The 16,787-nt window shown below is 52.6% G+C and carries 16 protein-coding genes; 8 read left to right on the top strand and 8 right to left on the bottom strand.

The window, feature by feature from the left end; all coding sequences use genetic code 11:
* The first annotated feature begins 13 nt into the window (after positions 1 to 13).
* Positions 14 to 820, top strand: a complete 807-nt coding sequence (locus L3556_RS03600; protein WP_277865943.1) for an HAD family hydrolase — start codon at positions 14 to 16, stop codon at positions 818 to 820.
* A 12-nt stretch (positions 821 to 832) separates the two neighbouring features.
* On the opposite strand, the gene L3556_RS03595 is transcribed toward L3556_RS03600, so the two are convergent.
* On the bottom strand, positions 833 to 2,218 hold the full coding sequence (locus L3556_RS03595; RefSeq protein WP_277865942.1) for a ParA family protein: 1,386 nt from the start codon (positions 2,216 to 2,218) through the stop codon (positions 833 to 835).
* A 180-nt stretch (positions 2,219 to 2,398) separates the two neighbouring features.
* On the opposite strand from L3556_RS03595, the gene L3556_RS03590 reads away from it, so the two are divergent.
* Complete coding sequence (locus L3556_RS03590; protein ID WP_277867591.1) at positions 2,399 to 4,894, top strand: DNA gyrase/topoisomerase IV subunit A; 2,496 nt, start codon at positions 2,399 to 2,401, stop codon at positions 4,892 to 4,894.
* Here L3556_RS03590 and L3556_RS03585 read toward each other — a convergent pair.
* Together L3556_RS03585 and L3556_RS03580 are read right to left on the bottom strand one after the other, a co-directional pair.
* Positions 4,853 to 5,845, bottom strand: a complete 993-nt coding sequence (locus L3556_RS03585; RefSeq protein WP_277865941.1) for a DNA polymerase III subunit delta' — start codon at positions 5,843 to 5,845, stop codon at positions 4,853 to 4,855. The two genes, L3556_RS03590 and L3556_RS03585, sit on opposite strands and share 42 nt — an antisense overlap.
* Before the next feature lie 65 nt (positions 5,846 to 5,910).
* Complete coding sequence (locus tag L3556_RS03580; RefSeq protein ID WP_277865940.1) at positions 5,911 to 8,166, bottom strand: IMS domain-containing protein; 2,256 nt, start codon at positions 8,164 to 8,166, stop codon at positions 5,911 to 5,913.
* Between the two features lie 377 nt (positions 8,167 to 8,543).
* Between L3556_RS03580 and pdhA the strand changes: the two genes are divergently transcribed.
* On the top strand, positions 8,544 to 9,575 hold the full coding sequence (pdhA, locus tag L3556_RS03575) for a pyruvate dehydrogenase (acetyl-transferring) E1 component subunit alpha (protein WP_277865939.1): 1,032 nt from the start codon (positions 8,544 to 8,546) through the stop codon (positions 9,573 to 9,575).
* Here the strand turns inward: pdhA and L3556_RS03570 are convergent.
* Positions 9,572 to 9,976, bottom strand: coding sequence for an NIL domain-containing protein (locus L3556_RS03570; protein ID WP_277865938.1), 405 nt, complete (start codon positions 9,974 to 9,976; stop codon positions 9,572 to 9,574). The genes pdhA and L3556_RS03570 overlap by 4 nt on opposite strands.
* 104 nt (positions 9,977 to 10,080) lie before the next feature.
* Between L3556_RS03570 and ndhC the strand changes: the two genes are divergently transcribed.
* The 4 genes from ndhC to L3556_RS03550 are packed head-to-tail and all read left to right on the top strand — an operon-like array spanning position 10,081 to position 11,686.
* Positions 10,081 to 10,443, top strand: a complete 363-nt coding sequence (ndhC, locus tag L3556_RS03565; protein ID WP_277865937.1) for a photosynthetic/respiratory NAD(P)H-quinone oxidoreductase subunit C — start codon at positions 10,081 to 10,083, stop codon at positions 10,441 to 10,443.
* 28 nt (positions 10,444 to 10,471) lie between these two features.
* Positions 10,472 to 10,984 carry an NAD(P)H-quinone oxidoreductase subunit J gene (locus L3556_RS03560; protein ID WP_277865936.1) on the top strand — a complete coding sequence of 171 codons (513 nt, stop codon included), beginning with the start codon at positions 10,472 to 10,474 and terminating at the stop codon, positions 10,982 to 10,984.
* A 29-nt stretch (positions 10,985 to 11,013) separates the two neighbouring features.
* Positions 11,014 to 11,274 (top strand): hypothetical protein, encoded by a 261-nt coding sequence (locus tag L3556_RS03555; protein WP_277865935.1) that lies wholly within the window; start codon positions 11,014 to 11,016, stop codon positions 11,272 to 11,274.
* Positions 11,267 to 11,686: a retroviral-like aspartic protease gene (locus L3556_RS03550; protein WP_277865934.1), complete on the top strand. Its 420-nt coding sequence runs from the start codon at positions 11,267 to 11,269 to the stop codon at positions 11,684 to 11,686. Before L3556_RS03555 ends, L3556_RS03550 begins: the two co-directional genes overlap by 8 nt.
* Before the next feature lie 42 nt (positions 11,687 to 11,728).
* On the opposite strand, the gene L3556_RS03545 is transcribed toward L3556_RS03550, so the two are convergent.
* Genes L3556_RS03545 through murC form a run of 3 tightly spaced genes read right to left on the bottom strand, consistent with a single transcriptional unit; the run spans position 11,729 to position 15,179 of the window.
* Positions 11,729 to 12,802 (bottom strand): glycosyltransferase, encoded by a 1,074-nt coding sequence (locus L3556_RS03545; RefSeq protein WP_277865933.1) that lies wholly within the window; start codon positions 12,800 to 12,802, stop codon positions 11,729 to 11,731.
* 26 nt (positions 12,803 to 12,828) lie between these two features.
* Positions 12,829 to 13,746, bottom strand: coding sequence for a UDP-N-acetylmuramate dehydrogenase (murB, locus tag L3556_RS03540; RefSeq protein ID WP_277865932.1), 918 nt, complete (start codon positions 13,744 to 13,746; stop codon positions 12,829 to 12,831).
* Positions 13,743 to 15,179, bottom strand: coding sequence for a UDP-N-acetylmuramate--L-alanine ligase (murC, locus tag L3556_RS03535; protein WP_277867590.1), 1,437 nt, complete (start codon positions 15,177 to 15,179; stop codon positions 13,743 to 13,745). The genes murB and murC overlap by 4 nt, the downstream gene beginning before the upstream one ends.
* 196 nt (positions 15,180 to 15,375) lie before the next feature.
* Here murC and pyrR point away from each other — a divergent pair, with 196 nt between their 5' ends.
* Positions 15,376 to 15,930 (top strand): bifunctional pyr operon transcriptional regulator/uracil phosphoribosyltransferase PyrR, encoded by a 555-nt coding sequence (gene pyrR / locus L3556_RS03530; protein WP_277865931.1) that lies wholly within the window; start codon positions 15,376 to 15,378, stop codon positions 15,928 to 15,930.
* A 56-nt stretch (positions 15,931 to 15,986) separates the two neighbouring features.
* On the opposite strand, the gene L3556_RS03525 is transcribed toward pyrR, so the two are convergent.
* Positions 15,987 to 16,787 carry an E3 ubiquitin ligase family protein gene (locus tag L3556_RS03525; protein WP_277865930.1) on the bottom strand — a complete coding sequence of 267 codons (801 nt, stop codon included), beginning with the start codon at positions 16,785 to 16,787 and terminating at the stop codon, positions 15,987 to 15,989.

Genomic DNA, 16,787 nt, shown 5'->3' with positions numbered 1-16,787 from the left:
CTTAGGTTCTGCCATGGCGAATTTGCAAGATTTAGACAAGCTAGATACTGACAAACTAAATACTTTGGAAGCATTGATATTTGATGTCGATGGCACGCTGGCAGATACGGAGCGAGATGGCCATCGCCTTGCCTTTAACCAAGCCTTTGAAGAGTCCGGACTGGATTGGCACTGGGATATTGATCTCTATGGCAAGCTCTTGGCGGTGGCTGGGGGCAAGGAGCGGATGCAGTTTTATCTAGATCAATTTCGCCCGGACTGGCCCCGCCCCAACCATCTTCAGGAGATGATTGCAGAGCTACATCGAGCCAAGACTCACCACTATACTCGACTATTATCCGAAGGAGTTATTCCCCTGCGTCCGGGGGTGAAACGACTCCTAATGGAAGCACGGCAAGCTGGATTGCGATTGGCGATCGCCACTACGACCACCCCGGCCAATGTGACCGCCCTCCTAGAGCACACCCTGGGTGACGATAGTCTCTCCTGGTTTGAAGTGATCGCCGCCGGAGATATGGTTCCTGCCAAAAAACCGGCCCCAGATATTTATCGCTATACCTTAGAAAAAATGGCCCTTCCCCCCCAGGCCTGCCTTGCCTTTGAGGATTCTCGCAATGGTTTAGTGTCTGCCCAAGCCAGTGGTTTGGCGACCATTGTTACCGTTACGGACTACACCCGCCACCATAATTTTGATGGGGCCCTGCTGGTTCTGGATTGTTTAGGGGAACCAGATGCACCATTTCAGGTCTTACAGGGCCAGGCGGGGGCAGCGACCCATGTGGATTTGACCTGCGTGCAGTACCTCCATCGGGCTATCTAGGGAACTCAGTTTCTAAGGGCGATCGCCATTGCTATCGGCAATGTCCAGAAAATACTCAGTCACTAAATTTTGATAAAATCCTAGCACGCGCTTATCTTTGAACACCGCTGGTACGCGGGCAAAGGCGGCACGGGCAATAATGGCGTATTCCGGCAGATTAAAGACCGTGCGGTTATCCTGACCCATCCGCTTCTGGGGCCAAAAGTAGGGGATAAGTTCGCTGGACTTGGCAATCATTTCCTGAATTTCCGTTTGGGCCACCTCGATGGCCTTGCCCGTATTTGGGGCTCCATTAAAGAAAATGGGTAGGGCGAGGGGGCCACCATCCTGGCGACATTGGCGCATTTCACCATGAATAAATTGGCGAATGACCCGTGCCGCATTATTGAGGGAGGACAGATCCGTATGGCGGGTGGGAATTAAAACCACATCACTGGCATAGAGGCCGCTTTTACTAAAAAAGAGCCATTGGGTGGGGCAATCAATCAGGATATAGTCATAATCATTTTGGAGTGGTTTAATCTTTTCCCGCAGTTGGGTCATGCCTTGGTCAGGGGCGATCGCTGTTTGCAGAATGACGTGATCTAAGTGACTATCGGCGGGAATGACATCAAAGATATGGGCAGTTTTGACCCGTTGGCCAGACTTAATGTGTAGATTAAAGGGGCGAATGGTTTGGTAAATATCCCGATCGCCCTCCGTTAAGCATTGGGATAAACAGGTTTCGGTGGGGGTTAATTCTAGGGAACGGCTCAGATCCCCCTGGGAGTCAAAATCAATTAACAGCACTTTTTGATTCGAGATCGCCAGGGTGGCCCCTAGATTAATGGTGGTGGTGGTTTTACCCACGCCTCCTTTATTGTTGTAAACGGAAACCGTTAGGGCACGGGGCGGCTCCTGGAGCCATTGCTTCAATTGTTTGATCACCCCTGGCATCCCCTGGGGGAAAATTTCCAGGCTGGGGGTAACGGGATAAATGACAATCCCATGGCGGCGAAAGAGTTGCAGGTGGCGACCATTGGTGATCAGACCCCATTGGGTTGACTGACAGTTTGGGCCAAAAAGATACTCCTTCAGTTGGGCGATCGCCCGCATCTGGTGGGCCGTTCCTTCCTCTAGGCTTAATGGCACAGTTTGGCTGGGAGTATTGCGAGATCGCTTGGCCGGTGGCTTCACTTCCACAATCAGGTAGGGCTGCTTCTGAGTGTCCCCAAAGGGAGGATCATCAGCACAGGGATAGGCTGCCGCAAAATCCACCGTTCCTGCCCCCGTTTCAAAGGAACGAATGATGTCGCGATCGCCAAAGCCAAGGGCATACAAAACCGGTTGGACAAAGGCTTGGCAAATCACCTCCTCCAAGGTCTCATCCGGCGCGATGGGGGGCAGTTGGATCGGCAAAATTGGACTGTTCAAGGGAAAAGAAGCGGCCTACAATAACCAGAACCTAACAGATTTCATACCACCCCTAGGGTAAACCATTCCCTTTAACTAGACCGGGGAAAAGGAATCTTGCTGGGCCATTCCCCTAAAAATCGCTGTATGTTGGGGAACAGTGATCACAGCCCCCGTCAAACCCCTATGGCAAAACAGTTAGATCTTCTCTCCCAAGGACAGGTCATTTCCACTCCCTTGCACCTTGAAATGCAGCAATCCTACTTGGAATACGCCATGAGCGTCATTGTGGGACGGGCCCTACCGGATGTGCGAGATGGCCTCAAGCCTGTGCATCGCCGCATTCTCTATGCCATGCACGAACTGGGATTAACCCCCGATCGCCCCTACCGGAAATGTGCCCGTGTTGTTGGGGATGTCCTAGGTAAATACCATCCCCACGGCGATCAAGCGGTTTACGATGCCCTCGTCCGCCTCGTTCAAACCTTTAGTAGTCGCTATCCCCTCTTGGCGGGCCATGGTAATTTCGGCTCCGTGGATGACGATCCCCCAGCGGCAATGCGCTATACGGAAACCCGCCTGGCCCCCATTGCCCACCAAACCCTCCTTGGGGACGTGGGGGAATCCACCGTTGATTTTGTTCCCAACTTTGATAATTCCCAACAGGAACCCCTGGTGTTGCCAGCCCAGTTGCCGATCCTGTTGTTAAATGGCTCCTCCGGCATTGCCGTGGGCATGGCCACCAATATTCCCCCCCACAATCTAGGGGAAGTGGTGGATGGACTGATTGCCCTCATCGATCGCCCGGATTTAACCCTAGGGGAATTGTTACTCCATTTACCGGGGCCAGATTTTCCCACGGGGGGCATCATCACCAATGCCGAGGATATTCACCAGGCCTATGCAACGGGCCGGGGTGGCATTACCCTGCGGGGGGTGGTTCACATTGAGGATATCCAACCTGGCCGGGGTCGCCATTGGCGGCAAGCCCTGATTGTCACCGAACTGCCCTACCAAGTGAATAAGGCGGCCTGGATTGAAAAAATAGCCGCATTGGTGAACCAGGGACGGATTGACGGAGTTGCGGATCTGCGGGATGAGAGCGATCGCGATGGTATGCGGGTGGTGATTGAACTAAAGCGGGATGCCCAACCCCAACCCTTGCTGGAGCAGTTGTACCGCTTGACGGCCCTACAGACGAATTTTGGTGTGAATGTTTTGGCTCTGGTGGACAATCAACCCCAGCAGTTATCCATCAAGCAGGTTTTGGAAGAATTTCTAACCTTTCGGGAAGAGACCCTCAGCCGCCGTTACCGCCATGAGTTGACCCAGGCCCAGGAGCGGGCCCATGTAGTGGAAGGACTCCTTCAGGGTCTAGGGAATGTGGATCGTCTGATTGAAATTTTGCGTCAATCCGCCGATGGTGCGACGGCAAAGCATACCCTGATCCAGGAATTTAATCTCAGCGATCGCCAAGGGGCGGCCCTGTTGGCCCTACCCCTGCGGCAATTGACCCACCTGGAGCAAGAGCGACTCAATCAGGAATACCAAGAACTTAGGGAGCGGATTCAAGCCTTGGAAACCCTGCTATCTAGTCGCAAAGAACGTCTAAAGGCTCTGAAAAAAGAACTGCGGGAACTCAAGCGTCGCCATGGGGATCCCCGCCGGACTCGTATTTTGGGGGTCGGGGAAGAAACCGAGGCAGAAATGCCCATGGACAATGAGGACGCAGATCTGGGCATTGAACTGAGTTCCCCGGAGGCCCGCTCTGTTTGGCTAGAAATTAATAACAAAGGCTATGGTCGTTGTGTATCGGGCCCCGCCACCGCCCGCTCCTTGGCTCCCCTAGGGGAATGGCAACCCTTGGCCAGTGAGTATGTGGTGTGGCAGCAGGGGGCCAGCCAAAGCGATCGCCTCTGGGTCTTTAGTGATGGGGGTAAGGTCTATCCCCTCCCCTTGGATCGTTTGCCCTATGGCTCTCGCCGCGATCGCGGTTTACCCCTGCCCACCCTACTGTCGGATTCGGCCCAGGCAGACCCATTGATTGATTACTATTTACCACCACCGGAATCGATTGCCCCGAAATCGCTGGACGAGGTGTTAATGGTACTCCTGACCCACCAGGGCCGGATCAAAGGAATTCCTGCCGCTGAACTGGAGGATATTAGTGGGCGCGGCCTACAACTGACCAAGCTGAAACCGGGCGATCGCCTCGGTTGGGTAATTCCGCTGCTACCGGAGCAGCACCTTGTCATTGCCACATCCCGTGGTCGCCTCCTCCACCTCTTACCGGAAAAGATTCCCCAAACTGGTCGGCTCAATCAGGGCCAGGTGGCCCTTCGCTTGGGTCGGGCAGAGACGATCGTCGGGGCGATCGCCCTTGAGTCCATGGATAATCTCCTGTTGATCACCGCCCTCGGCTATGGCAAAAATCTGCCCCTGCCCCTCGTCCCTTTGATGGATTTAGGCCATGTGGGCTTAATGGCCATGCCCCTACGAACCAAAAAAGATGCTCTGGTGGCCCTTATCCCGCCCCTGGATAGCCTTACCTTGGTCACGAATCAGGAGCGCAGTTACCGACTCCAACCCAGTAAAATCGTCATCCAAAACAAAGACGGCTCCGGGGAAGCGATCGCCCCCCTAGACCCCCAAGAACGGGTGCTCCAGATTCAACCCCAGTAGGGTGACTTCCCACACCAAACGCGGCTGCACATAGTGGATTAAATGCTGGCGGGCCTGCTCAAGGAGAGTCAATAGGGGTTGGCATTGGTGGGGGCAGTGGTGATCCAGGGCCCGTTGCCAGAGAACCTGCTGCATTAAACCCAGAAGCCAAATTTGCTGGTCTAATTCCAGGGTTTGACCCAGGGTTTTGGCCAGTTCTAGGCGATCCCGTAGGGGTTGGGGGCGATCGAGGGCCAAGACCGCCTCAAGAATTTCCCCTGGAATGGCTTGCCATACCTGCCAGTGGTGAAGGGCCGCCCCAGGACTACCCGCCGCCAAATCCATGAGATAGGGATGATCCGCCTGAATAAACTCCGGGGGGGCCACTTGGCTGAGGACACGCTCTAAATCCCTGTGACTTAACCGATAAAAGGGCACTTTTTGACATCGGGACACCAATGTGGGTAAGAGGGCGGTGTCACTGGGGGCAATTAAAATGATTGTGGCCCGCCCTGGCTCCTCCAGGGTCTTTAGTAGACCATTAGCCGCTCCTTCCGCCATGGTTTCCGCCTGATCAATGACCACCAGCGATCGCGGCGCAGAAAGGGGCGGGCGGCCTAGGTGTTGGCCGAGTTGGCGAATTTGATCCAGGCGGATTTGGGGACGAGTTTTCGGTAGAGTTTGTTCTTGGGCAAGGAGTTGGGTTTTGGTATAGAGTTTACCCTGGTGTAAATAGGTCGGCTCCAACCACAGCACATCGGGGTGATTTTCTAGGTGCGGCTGCTGCTGTGGTGCATGGGAGCATAAAATTTCTTGAATAAATAATCGTGCCGTCAGGGATCGGCCCACACCCTCCGGGCCAGTAAACAAATAGGCGGGAGCAATGCGATCGCGGCGAAGACCTTGGCGCAACAGGGTAAGGGCCTGATCCTGTCCCACCACTGACTCAAAGCCCCTGGGAGATGGTGCCACTGTGATCATGAATCTTGACGATGAATTTTAAGCTTATTAAGGGTTGATTTCAGGTGCGATAGCCCCTAGCTAATCACCCGCATATCTTGAATTAACCATTGATCATTCTGGCGTACAAAGATATATCGGACTTGGTAACTATCAATATAGGAACCGTCATTCCGGGGTTGTCCATTCTGGTACAGGTTAGCTTCCTCCTCAACCTTGGCGACGACTTCTACCCGATCGGGAGCCAGGGATCGCACCTCCGTAATTTCAACATCCTGGCGTTTATATTGCCAATGGGTCTTGGCCGATTGATTCTGCCGCGAAGAATCCTGCCAACGGCTCAGGGTCGGTTCCGCCAAAATGCTCTCTAATCCTTGGGTTTGATACTCCGAACCCAGGGCAAGGGACTTCATTTTTTGCCAGGTTCGTAGGCGATCGCGGGCAATGGCCTCCGTTAGGGTTGCCTCCGGTGTGGGGGAGGGAGACACTTCTGGCGGAATCGTCGTTGCCACAGGTAAGGGGAAGGATTCAACCTCCGTCTCCGGGGGTATCGGTTCAGGGACTTCGCTGGGTTGCTCACGGGTCATGACGTGATGGGCACCCATCCCTAAACCCAAAACAACGATGACGCTACCTAGGGCGAAAGCCAACCACGGCCACCTTTGGGCGTTGGAACTACTGGAAGGTTTGGGGAGAGGAGACTTTCCTGGAGATTCTTTCCGGGGCGATCGCCTCGGTGGGGCTTCAGTGGGGCCCGCAGAGATGGAATGAGATGTAGGATACTCAGAACCCGTTGGGGATTCAATGGGCGCAGGGGTTGACCCAGAATTAACCTGATGGTAACTGGGCTGGGGTGATTCTAAGGGCTGGGCTATCTTCGGAAATTCCCAGGGATTCACGGTTGTTGAGGTCGTGGGGGCCGTCAACGGTGGACTCACGAAGGATTGGCGGGAGGATTGCCCTGGGGAGGGACGATTTTCCCAGGGATCCGCCACGGGTTGGGGTGCGGCAGCCACCTCAGTGGATGCCACGGATTGGGGGTAGTGACTGGGGGCAGCCAGGGTAGAAACTGCAGGGGAAGAGGTCAGGGGCTGCTCACTTTCCGCCACAAGGGCTTCCAGATAGGCTTGAATTTTCGGGTCGGCAAAGTAGGCATCCAAGGACACCGGCATTGTCCCCAGATCCCGAAAGGAGGGATAGACATCCTGTTGGAGCCACTGTTCCGTGTAGTGGTACAGCCCTGGTAAGGCATCCGGGGCATCCCTAGAGTATTTATAGATAAATTGAATAGCGTGGTGATCCTTACTTTGATCTAGAACCTCTAGGGCCTCCTGGGGCTGGCCCAGCAGAAGCGTACAACTGGCCAGTTCTAGGTAAATATCCTGTTGGGGTAACAACCGCTGGAGCAACCCCTTGGCTCGGCGAATGAATCCCGGTTGAGATTCGGCAAATCCACGGGCAATCAGAGCGTAAACCGCCAAATAGCTGGCAACGGCAGAGGGGCGACGGCTTTCCCGTTCAAATAATTCCTGTTGCTCTGCGGCGGTCAAATAGGCCCGTAACTGCTGGATAAACTTGAGGAAATCTTCCACCTCTAGTCCCGAGCGATCGTCATGGCGACCATCAATGCCACCGCGATCGCCGAGCATATCCTTGAGGAGCATTAATCCCCGCTCTCGGCTATCCTCCTCCGTTAAGGGCAAGGACAGTAACTCTAGAATTCGATAGGGGCGAAGCCGATCCAACTCGCTCTGGAACTGTTGTTGTAGCTCAGGAAAAAAACTAGAGGGTCGCAAAACTCCTAGACCGGACTCCAGGGAATAGGCGGCCTGTTCGTAGTGTTTTTGTTGCCACTGCTCCCGCCCCATCTCTAAGTAGGCTAAGGCCACGGTAAGGGTAATATCTGCCTCAGAAATTGCAGTGCCAGTGTAGGGCCGCCGCAAGTCAGAAATATCAGTGCGGAGATAGACCTGCCCCAAATTCACCACCTGTTCAAACTCCCTTAACTCGTAGAGCAAGAGCAAGGCACCGGGCAATTGTTTATCCTGAATCTCTAAACCAAGGGATTGGGTAACGGCTGTGGTTGTCTTCCCGGTCTTGATTGGGTTGAGACGTTGCCCCTGACAGGTGCGATCGTAGGCCTGCCGTTGTTCCGGCTCACTGAGAATGGCATAGGCCTGATCAATCAGTTCATGGCGCGTGGTTAAGGTTGTGGGGGAATGCTGGGGAGAGGGGGACTGTTGCAGGCGATCGCCGTAGGCTGCTTCGATCTGTTCCGGCGTTGCCTGAATAGGAACCCCTAAGATACGATAACAATCAAGTGGCACTCGCACAAACCTTACCCCTAACCTCAATAAATAATAAACTGCAAATGCTGAAACTGTGTATGTAGCATTGGGCAAGTTTAGGAGTAAAACTCCATTACAGCACTCATTCCTGAAGAACTTAGGGTATCACACCTTCAATCAATTTGTCTGCTATAAGTTCCCGGATTTCTAAAACCCTAGGTGGCAAATATTGATGTTTAGATCAAGATTAAAGCATCTTTGCCCAAAATACGAAAATTTGGTATTGGCCCTCTACAAAAGCGGCGGAGATTCTAGGGTAGAATATGTGATGCTCATAACATAAAACGTTTCCTCACGTTTGTGCCCTTCCCTAGGGTCTGAGTTTATTTCCATCGATCCATCCTAGCTTCCGGTTTTGCCCTATGGTTCAAGAGCGTATCCTGCCAACTTTATCGCTGCCCCAAACCCACATCAATCGGGAGCAAGGGCTTGTCCTTTATGAGGATATGGTTCTTGGCCGTTCCTTTGAAGATAAATGTGCCGAGATGTATTACCGGGGGCGGATGTTTGGCTTTGTCCATTTATATAACGGCCAGGAAGCCGTCTCCACGGGCGTAATTAAGGCCATGCGCCCCGATGATTACGTCTGTAGTACCTATCGAGATCACGTCCATGCCCTGAGCGCAGGGGTTCCGGCCCGACAGGTGATGGCGGAGTTATTTGGCAAGGCAACGGGATGCAGCAAGGGGCGGGGGGGATCGATGCATCTTTTTTCCGCCGAGCATAATTTATTGGGGGGCTTTGCCTTTGTTGCTGAGGGAATTCCGGTGGCAACGGGGGCCGCTTTTCAAACCATGTATCGCCGTCAGGTGATGGGGGACAGCAACGCCGATCAAGTGACCGCCTGCTTTTTTGGGGATGGGGCCAGTAACAATGGACAGTTTTTTGAATGCTTGAATATGGCATCCCTCTGGAAGCTCCCCATTCTATTTGTGGTGGAAAACAATAAGTGGGCGATCGGTATGGCCCACGAGCGGGCTAGCTCGGAAACGGAAATTTACCAAAAAGCTAAAGTCTTTGGCATGGTTGGCGAAGAAGTAGATGGCATGGATGTGTTAGCAGTACGCACCGTGGCGGAGGCGGCCGTTGCCCGGGCCCGGGCAGGGGAGGGGCCCACATTGATTGAGGCCTTGACCTATCGCTTCCGCGGCCATTCTCTGGCGGATCCTGATGAGTTGCGCTCCAAGCAAGAAAAAGAATTCTGGTTGACGCGGGATCCCATCAAGAAATTAGGGGCCTATTTGATTGAGCAAAAACTTGCGACGGCAGATGAACTCAAGGCCATTGATAAAAAAATTGAGGCCCTCGTTGAAGAGGCTGTGGAATTTGCCGATGCCAGCCCTGAGCCAGACCCCAGTGAATTGCGGAACTATATCTTTGCCGAGGATACCTAGAAGTTCGTGGAAATGGCTTCTACGGGGCAGGCAGAGACACATTGTTCACAAACAATACAGCGAGAGCGACTAAACTGAAGCTGAAAGGTTTCGGTTTGGAGGGAAAGGGCCTGGGTTGGACAAACCCCTGTACAGAGGCCGCAATGGACGCAGATCTGCTCATCCACCATGATTTCACGGCTAGCCAAGGATACATCAATACTTTGACTTCGCATCCACTCCATGGCCGCTTCTAGCTGATCAATATCTCCCGCCAGTTCCAAGACCAGTTTTCCCACTTGGTTGGGGGCCACTTGGGCGCGGATAATATTAGCTGCCACATTAAAATCTTTCGCCAATCGATAGGTAATGGGCATCTGGATTGCACGCCGGGGAAAGGTGAGGGTGACTCGTTTTTTCAAGGGAATCCTATGGGGCTGGGACTGATCTAACCTTAGTCTAATCCCTTGCCCTGAACCCTGACCGGCTCTATAATGGGGGGCGTTCGATTATCCCCTAGGTGATAGTGTTTGTCCTCTCTGGCTACGAATATTTCTTAGGCTTTCTGCTCATTTGCAGCTTAGTGCCGGTTTTAGCGTTGGTTGCATCCAAAATAGTCCGACCCAAGGGAGAGGTTCTCACCCGTTTGACCACCTACGAGTCTGGGATGGAACCCATTGGCGGGGCTTGGATTCAGTTTAATATTCGCTACTATATGTTCGCCTTGGTCTTCGTCATCTTTGATGTGGAAACGGTCTTTCTCTATCCCTGGGCCGTTGCCTTTCACCGCTTAGGGGTGTTGGCCTTTATTGAAGCCTTGATTTTCATTGCAATTTTGATCATTGCCCTTGTCTTTGCCTGGCGAAAAGGGGCTTTAGAATGGTCTTAATTGTTCCCACGATCTATGGAGATGTCCGGTGACTGATACCCCTGCAAGTGATGCCCCCATTGTTGAAGCTGGGCCGGTTTCCCGCAAGTTGGCGGAAAATGGTCTCACCTGTGAGTACCTGGGTGTGGATGCCTCGGCCATTGAAATGGTGAAGATAGATCGGGATGATTTACTCTCGGTTTGTCAGGCCCTAGTGGCAGATGGATTTAACTATCTTCAGTGCCAATGTGCCTACGACTTGGGGGCAGGTCAGGATTTGGTGAGCATGTATCATCTGATTAAGCTCACGGATGAGGGCGATCGCCCGCCGGAAGTCCGGCTCAAAGTTTTTCTACCCCGGGATGATGCCCGTGTTCCTTCGGTCTATTGGATTTGGAAGACGGCGGATTGGCAGGAGCGGGAATCCTACGATATGTATGGCATTGTCTATGAGGGGCACCCCCACTTGAAGCGGTTACTCATGCCCGAAGACTGGGTGGGTTGGCCAATGCGGAAGGATTATATTACCCCTGATTTTTATGAACTTCAGGAGGCTTACTAACTATAGGCGTATTCTCTGGAGCAAGTAATATGTCCCTCAGCGATCTATTGCCGACCGTTCATGAGTTATCTCTTCAAGACAAGCTTCGACTGATTCATGTCCTCCTACTGGCGGTTGCCAAGGAAGAAGGATGTAACTTAGAACTATCTGGAGAAACTGATCCAGCAAAGGAGTTACTCCAACAGCTTGCATCCACTGAAGCCGTGGTCTGGTCGCCTCAAACCGATAGTGCCTCTGTTCAAGCGTTGGCAGATCTTTTAGGTGCTGCAAAGGAAGCATCTAATGCGTGATGGGCAGATCTATTCATTCACTGAACGAATAGATAATCTGGGCAGATCGGTCATCATGCCATATATTCCTTTAATGCTCACACTGGGCGATCGCTCTCTAGAAGTGACAGGATTGTTAGACACAGGTGCGAGTGTTAATGTTTTGCCCTACGAGATTGGTTTACAGCTAGGCGCAGTATGGGAAAATCAAGGGGTCTCTATTCCATTAAGCGGGAATTTAGCGCGGAGTGAGTCGCGCGGCTTGGTTGTCGCGGGTCAGATCTCTCAATTCCCTCCTGTTCTGCTAGGATTTGCTTGGACTGAGATGAGAGATGTGCCTGTTATTTTAGGCCACATGAACTTCTTTGCAGAGTTCAACGTTTGTTTTTACCGCCATGAGTTGGCTTTTGAAGTTTGCCCAAAAGACGGATAAATCTGTGAGACTGCGCAGCTAGTAGCCTAATATCTAACGAATTTAACTCAACAGGGAAAACCCTATCGACCTTAGTTCTTGGCGTAGTCGTTGGGCCTCTTCAGGGTTTTGATCGTCAAACAGGGCGATCGCCCGGCGAAATTGCTCTAGGGCCGTGGGAATTTGCCCCAATCTAAACAGTAATACCGCCTGATTTTGGTAAGCGATCGCCAGGTTTGGATCCCGATCGATGGCCGCTTGATAAGAAGAGATCGCCTGGGGCCATTGTTTGGCGTATTTTTGAGCCTCCCCTAGGCGCAGGTAGGCTGCCACTTGGGTGAGGGGTGGAATGCCGGTTTCTAAACAGTGCTGATAGTGGGCGATCGCCTCGGGCCACAATTGCTGATAGCTGTAAAGATTCCCCAATTGATAATACAGTTCAAAGGACACCTGGGCGGGTCGTTCCCCAACTCTGAGGCCCTGCTTCAGGGTTTTCTCCGCCTCCTGTAATTCGCCTTGACCGAGGTAGAGGCCGCCCAACTTAGCACAGATATAGGCATCCTGCGGGTGCTTGGCCAGATAGGTGGCCATGATTTTTGTGGCTAGGGCTGGTTTATTCCGGGCCACTAGGCGATCGCGGCGGTAGCCCGTATGGCGAATGGCAATATCTTCCAGGTGGGCAATTTGCCAATGGGGTTCCCGCTCAATCAGGGCAAGGGCACTGTCGTCTATTGATTCATGGTACGGACGGTGAAAGTAAAGCTCTGGATGGCGACGGAAGAGGCGGGACACTTGGGAATAGGGGGGAATGGCATCCACTTCTTGGCGGACAAGGGTGACAACCAGCAAATCAGGACGTTGGCAAATGTTGGGTAGAACAGCCCCCACCGCTGGTATCAGGGTTTCATCGGCATCTAAAACCAAAACCCAATCCGTTGTTACGTACCTTAGAGCAAGATTACGGGCAGCGGCGAAGTCGTTTGGCCAGGGTGCTTCATAAACCCTTGCCCCCCAATTTCGGGCAATCTCAATGGTGCTATCCTCTGACCCGGTATCCAGGATAATGGCTTCATCCACCACCCCTTGGACACTGGCCAAGCATGCCGCCAGTTCCTCAGCTTCATTGCGAACAATCATGCACAGGCCCAAAGACATAGGAACCCTTAGGCAAAGTCCCCAAGCATTTTTACTTCTGGCTGTAAGATGATTGCCCAGCGATCGGCGACACGGGCCTGGATATGCTGAATCAACTGATAAACATCTAACGCCTTGGCTCCCCCCCGATTCAGAATGAAGTTAGCGTGACGTTCAGCCACCTGGGCTTGGCCAATTTGATAGCCCTTCAGTCCAGATCGTTCAATCAGGTTACCGGCGGCATGGCCCACGGGATTGCGAAAGACGCTGCCACAGTTGGGTAAATGGTAGGGCTGGGTACTCAAGCGATGATTTAGATGCTCCTGGGTATCAGCCTTAACGAGGGCTGGATCGTGTCCTGGCTCCAACTGCCAAGTGGCCTGTAGCACCAGTCGCTGCGTTCCTTGCAAACAGGAATGACGATAGCCATAGGCCAGTTCCCGTCCCGTTAATAATGAGAGTCCACCATCGGGTTCTAGTACCAAGGCGGAAACAAGATGCTCTGCGGTGCAACCCCCATGGGCCCCCGCATTCATCACCACCGCACCGCCCACGGTTCCGGGGATACCCACAATCCACTCTAGACCCCGCCAGCCCAGTTTAGCCGCATGGTGGGCCAGTTTGGGTAGGGGTTGGCCGGCTCCGGTTGTCAATTGCCCCGTTTGCTCGTCCGCTTTAATGTAGCGTAAATATTTGGTACAAATGACCAACCCTGACAGGCCGCGATCGCTAATTAAAAGATTAGACCCTGCCCCCAGTACCGTAATCTCTAGGGCCTGTTCCCGGGCCCACTGATAGGCCGCCTGAAGTTCTGGAATGGTTTGGGGCGCAACAAACCACTGGGCCCGCCCCCCCACATTCAGGGTCGTTAGATCCGCCAAGGAGACCTGCGGGCGAATGGGGCAACGACCAGCGGACGGATTAATCGGGCTAGATGAAAGGGTCATAGGGCAATGGCCTCCGTGCGTGAACTCACACCCATACAGTTTTGCGCCGCGAGAACATTGGGAATAATCTGATTGAGGTTGCCGGCTCCTAAAAATAAGACCAGATCCCCGGGCCGTAACATATTTTCTAGGGTCGTTTCTACTTGGCTAAAACTATGACTATAAAAGACCTGATCATGATGCTCACTGAGGCGATCGGCTAAGTCTTGGCCAGTGACCAATCCCGAATTGGCCTCTCCGGCACTGTAAATGTCGGTCAAAATCACCGTATCTGCATCACCAAAACAGCGGCTAAACTCCTCCAGAAAGGTGAAGGTGCGGCTATAGCGATGGGGTTGGAAGACAGCAATAATCCGTTTCCATTGGGAGTCCCGGCCCAGTTGGAGGCGAGCCGAAGCCAAGGTTGCTGAAATTTCACTGGGATGGTGGGCATAGTCATCAATACAGCGGATGCCATTGGCCTGGCCCCGTTCCTCAAAACGGCGACGTGCCCCCTCGAAGGTGGCTAAAGCAGCGGCAATGGTGGCAAAGTCAATTCCTAAATACCGACCCACCGCAATCACAGCTAGGGCGTTTTGGAGGTTATGTTGCCCTAAAACTTTTAATTGCAGTAAGCCCAGGGAAATACCCCGTTCCCAAACCCGTGCCGTGGTTCCATGGCAGCCGTACTGAATATGATCCACGGAATAATCTGCGCCAGTACTGCGATTCAGGCTATAGGAGAGGAGGCGGGGATGGTGAATGCGATCGCGCACCGTTTGGCAATCATAGCAACCAATAATAATTTCTGAATCATTGGCAAACTGCTGAAAAATATCAACGACCTGATCCAAGGATTGATAATGATCGGGGTGATCCAGTTCAATATTGGTAATGATGCCCAGATTCGCCCCAAATTTCCGCAGAGAGCCATCGGACTCATCCGCCTCCGCCACCAGATAGCGACTATTGCCCACCCGTGCATTGCCCTGCCAGGCAGAAACTTCACCGCCAATAATCAATGTAGGGTCTAAACCGGCATGGAGGAGCATATAGCCAATCATGCTACTGGTGGTAGTTTTGCCATGGGTTCCTGAAACCGCAATACTTTGAGATCGCTTCATCAGGGCAGCCAACACATCGGAGCGGTGGAAGATGGGGCAACCGAGGTCTAGGGCAGCTTTGTATTCAGGATTATCTTTACGAATGGCAGTGGAGCAGATCACCTGGGGTAAATCAAACTCCCGGGTTCCCAAGGGGTAGGCCTCTAAGTTTGCCGCCTCCTGGCCTAAAAAAACCGTTACTCCTAGTTGCTGTAGCTGTTGGGTCAAGTTACTGGAGCGAAGATCTGACCCAGAAACGGGAAGTTGCTGCTTGGCAAGGATATGGGCCAGGGCCGACATACCAATCCCACCAATACCAATGAAATGAAACGGACGACCGCTAAAGTCCATGACGACCTTGCTTGCCACAGGAGACTCCTTTACGCGCACTCACTCACACTTGTCAATAGGTATAAAACCTCAGGCTCATCATAGCAGGTTGGCCTATAGGCTATGGGCTTAATACTGGCATATTCGGGGAAATATGTAACCACGATCCAGACACTTGTGCCCTAAAGTAGCAAATATAAGGGAGAGATATAGGGCCATGTCTTCTGAAACCATTGAAATTTTGAATGCGGATGATCTGCGTCGAACCGTCACTCGGTTAGCCTCCCAGGTGGTGGAAAAATGCCGTGGCCGCTTAGAGGATTTAGTGTTATTGGGAATTCATACCCGTGGCATTCCCCTGGCCAACCTCCTAGCGAATCAACTGGAACTGCTGGAGGGAGAAACTATCCCGGTGGGGGAGCTAGATATTACCTTCTATCGGGATGACTTAGATCGCATTGGCCCCCGGACTCCCCAGCGGACATCGATCCCGGTGGATCTGTCGGGGAAGGTTGTTCTCTTGGTGGATGATGTCATCTACAGCGGACGAACGGTGCGATCGGCCTTAAATGCAGTCCATGATTATGGCCGGCCCGGGGCGATCTGGCTCTTGGTTCTGGTGGATCGGGGCCATCGGGAACTCCCCATTCACCCCGACTTTATTGGCAAACTCTTGCCCACGGCCCGGGAGGAGGTTGTGAAAGTATGGCTCTACGATCTCGATGAACGGGATGCGGTGGAACTCATTAAACCCGCTCCCCCAGATGATTAGCTTGGGAATGATTAGTTTAGAAAACGAAGACACTAAGACTCAGCTAAAACGGTAAACTAGGACAACAAAGCAATCAGTAGAAAAATAACACCTAATACTCCTGAAACAGCCGTACCAACGCCAGCATAAGTCATGGTATTTTTGGTTTCCTGACTCAGGGATGCTTCAGACTTAAGGGAGATAAAAAACTTTTTGCCGGACTCCGTGGGTTGTTCAATTTGGAGTACGCTGGTTTGATCACTGGCTAGACCAACTACAAGGACGTGGCGATTGAGGGGCAAAATAGACTCTTTGTAGCGATAGCCGATGGTACGGCTTCCAGATTGGGAGAACATATTCAGATTCATCTGGAATGCCCCCACGGAAAAGGAACTGCTAGAGCCAGCGGAGCGAAATTCATCCAGAACAGATACGGTGTCGATGGCGGCGTTACTGGGATTAACCTGGACATCACCGTGGCGATCGCGGACAAAAAAGGGGGTGGATTGGCTATTACTACTCATGGTTTGGGAACGGCGTTCCGTTGACCAGTAGGTTTTACCATCACTATCGGTCTTTCGCACATCTTCTTCGTACTCACGGGTGACACTCATGGTGTAATACACGCAGGGCATTTGCTTCAACTCGGAGATCAGGGGATTTTCACAGGTAATGACACCGGAAACCTTAACGTAGCGGCGCAGGCTACCGGAGCCAATTTCGTGGGCGATATGATCGGCTAATTGGTGAAGCTCAACCGTGGTCATGGCATCCGCCAGCTTCAGACTGCGTAACTTTAGGTTGTAGTGACGCTGAACAAAAAACAGGGCGATCGCCGCAATCAGTAAAATACTGCCAAAGATCACAAGTCCTTCCAT

Origin of the sequence: Candidatus Synechococcus calcipolaris G9, from assembly GCF_029582805.1 — a bacterium.
GTDB lineage: Bacteria > Cyanobacteriota > Cyanobacteriia > Thermosynechococcales > Thermosynechococcaceae > Synechococcus_F > Synechococcus_F calcipolaris.
This window is presented reverse-complemented; position numbering and strand designations above follow the sequence as displayed.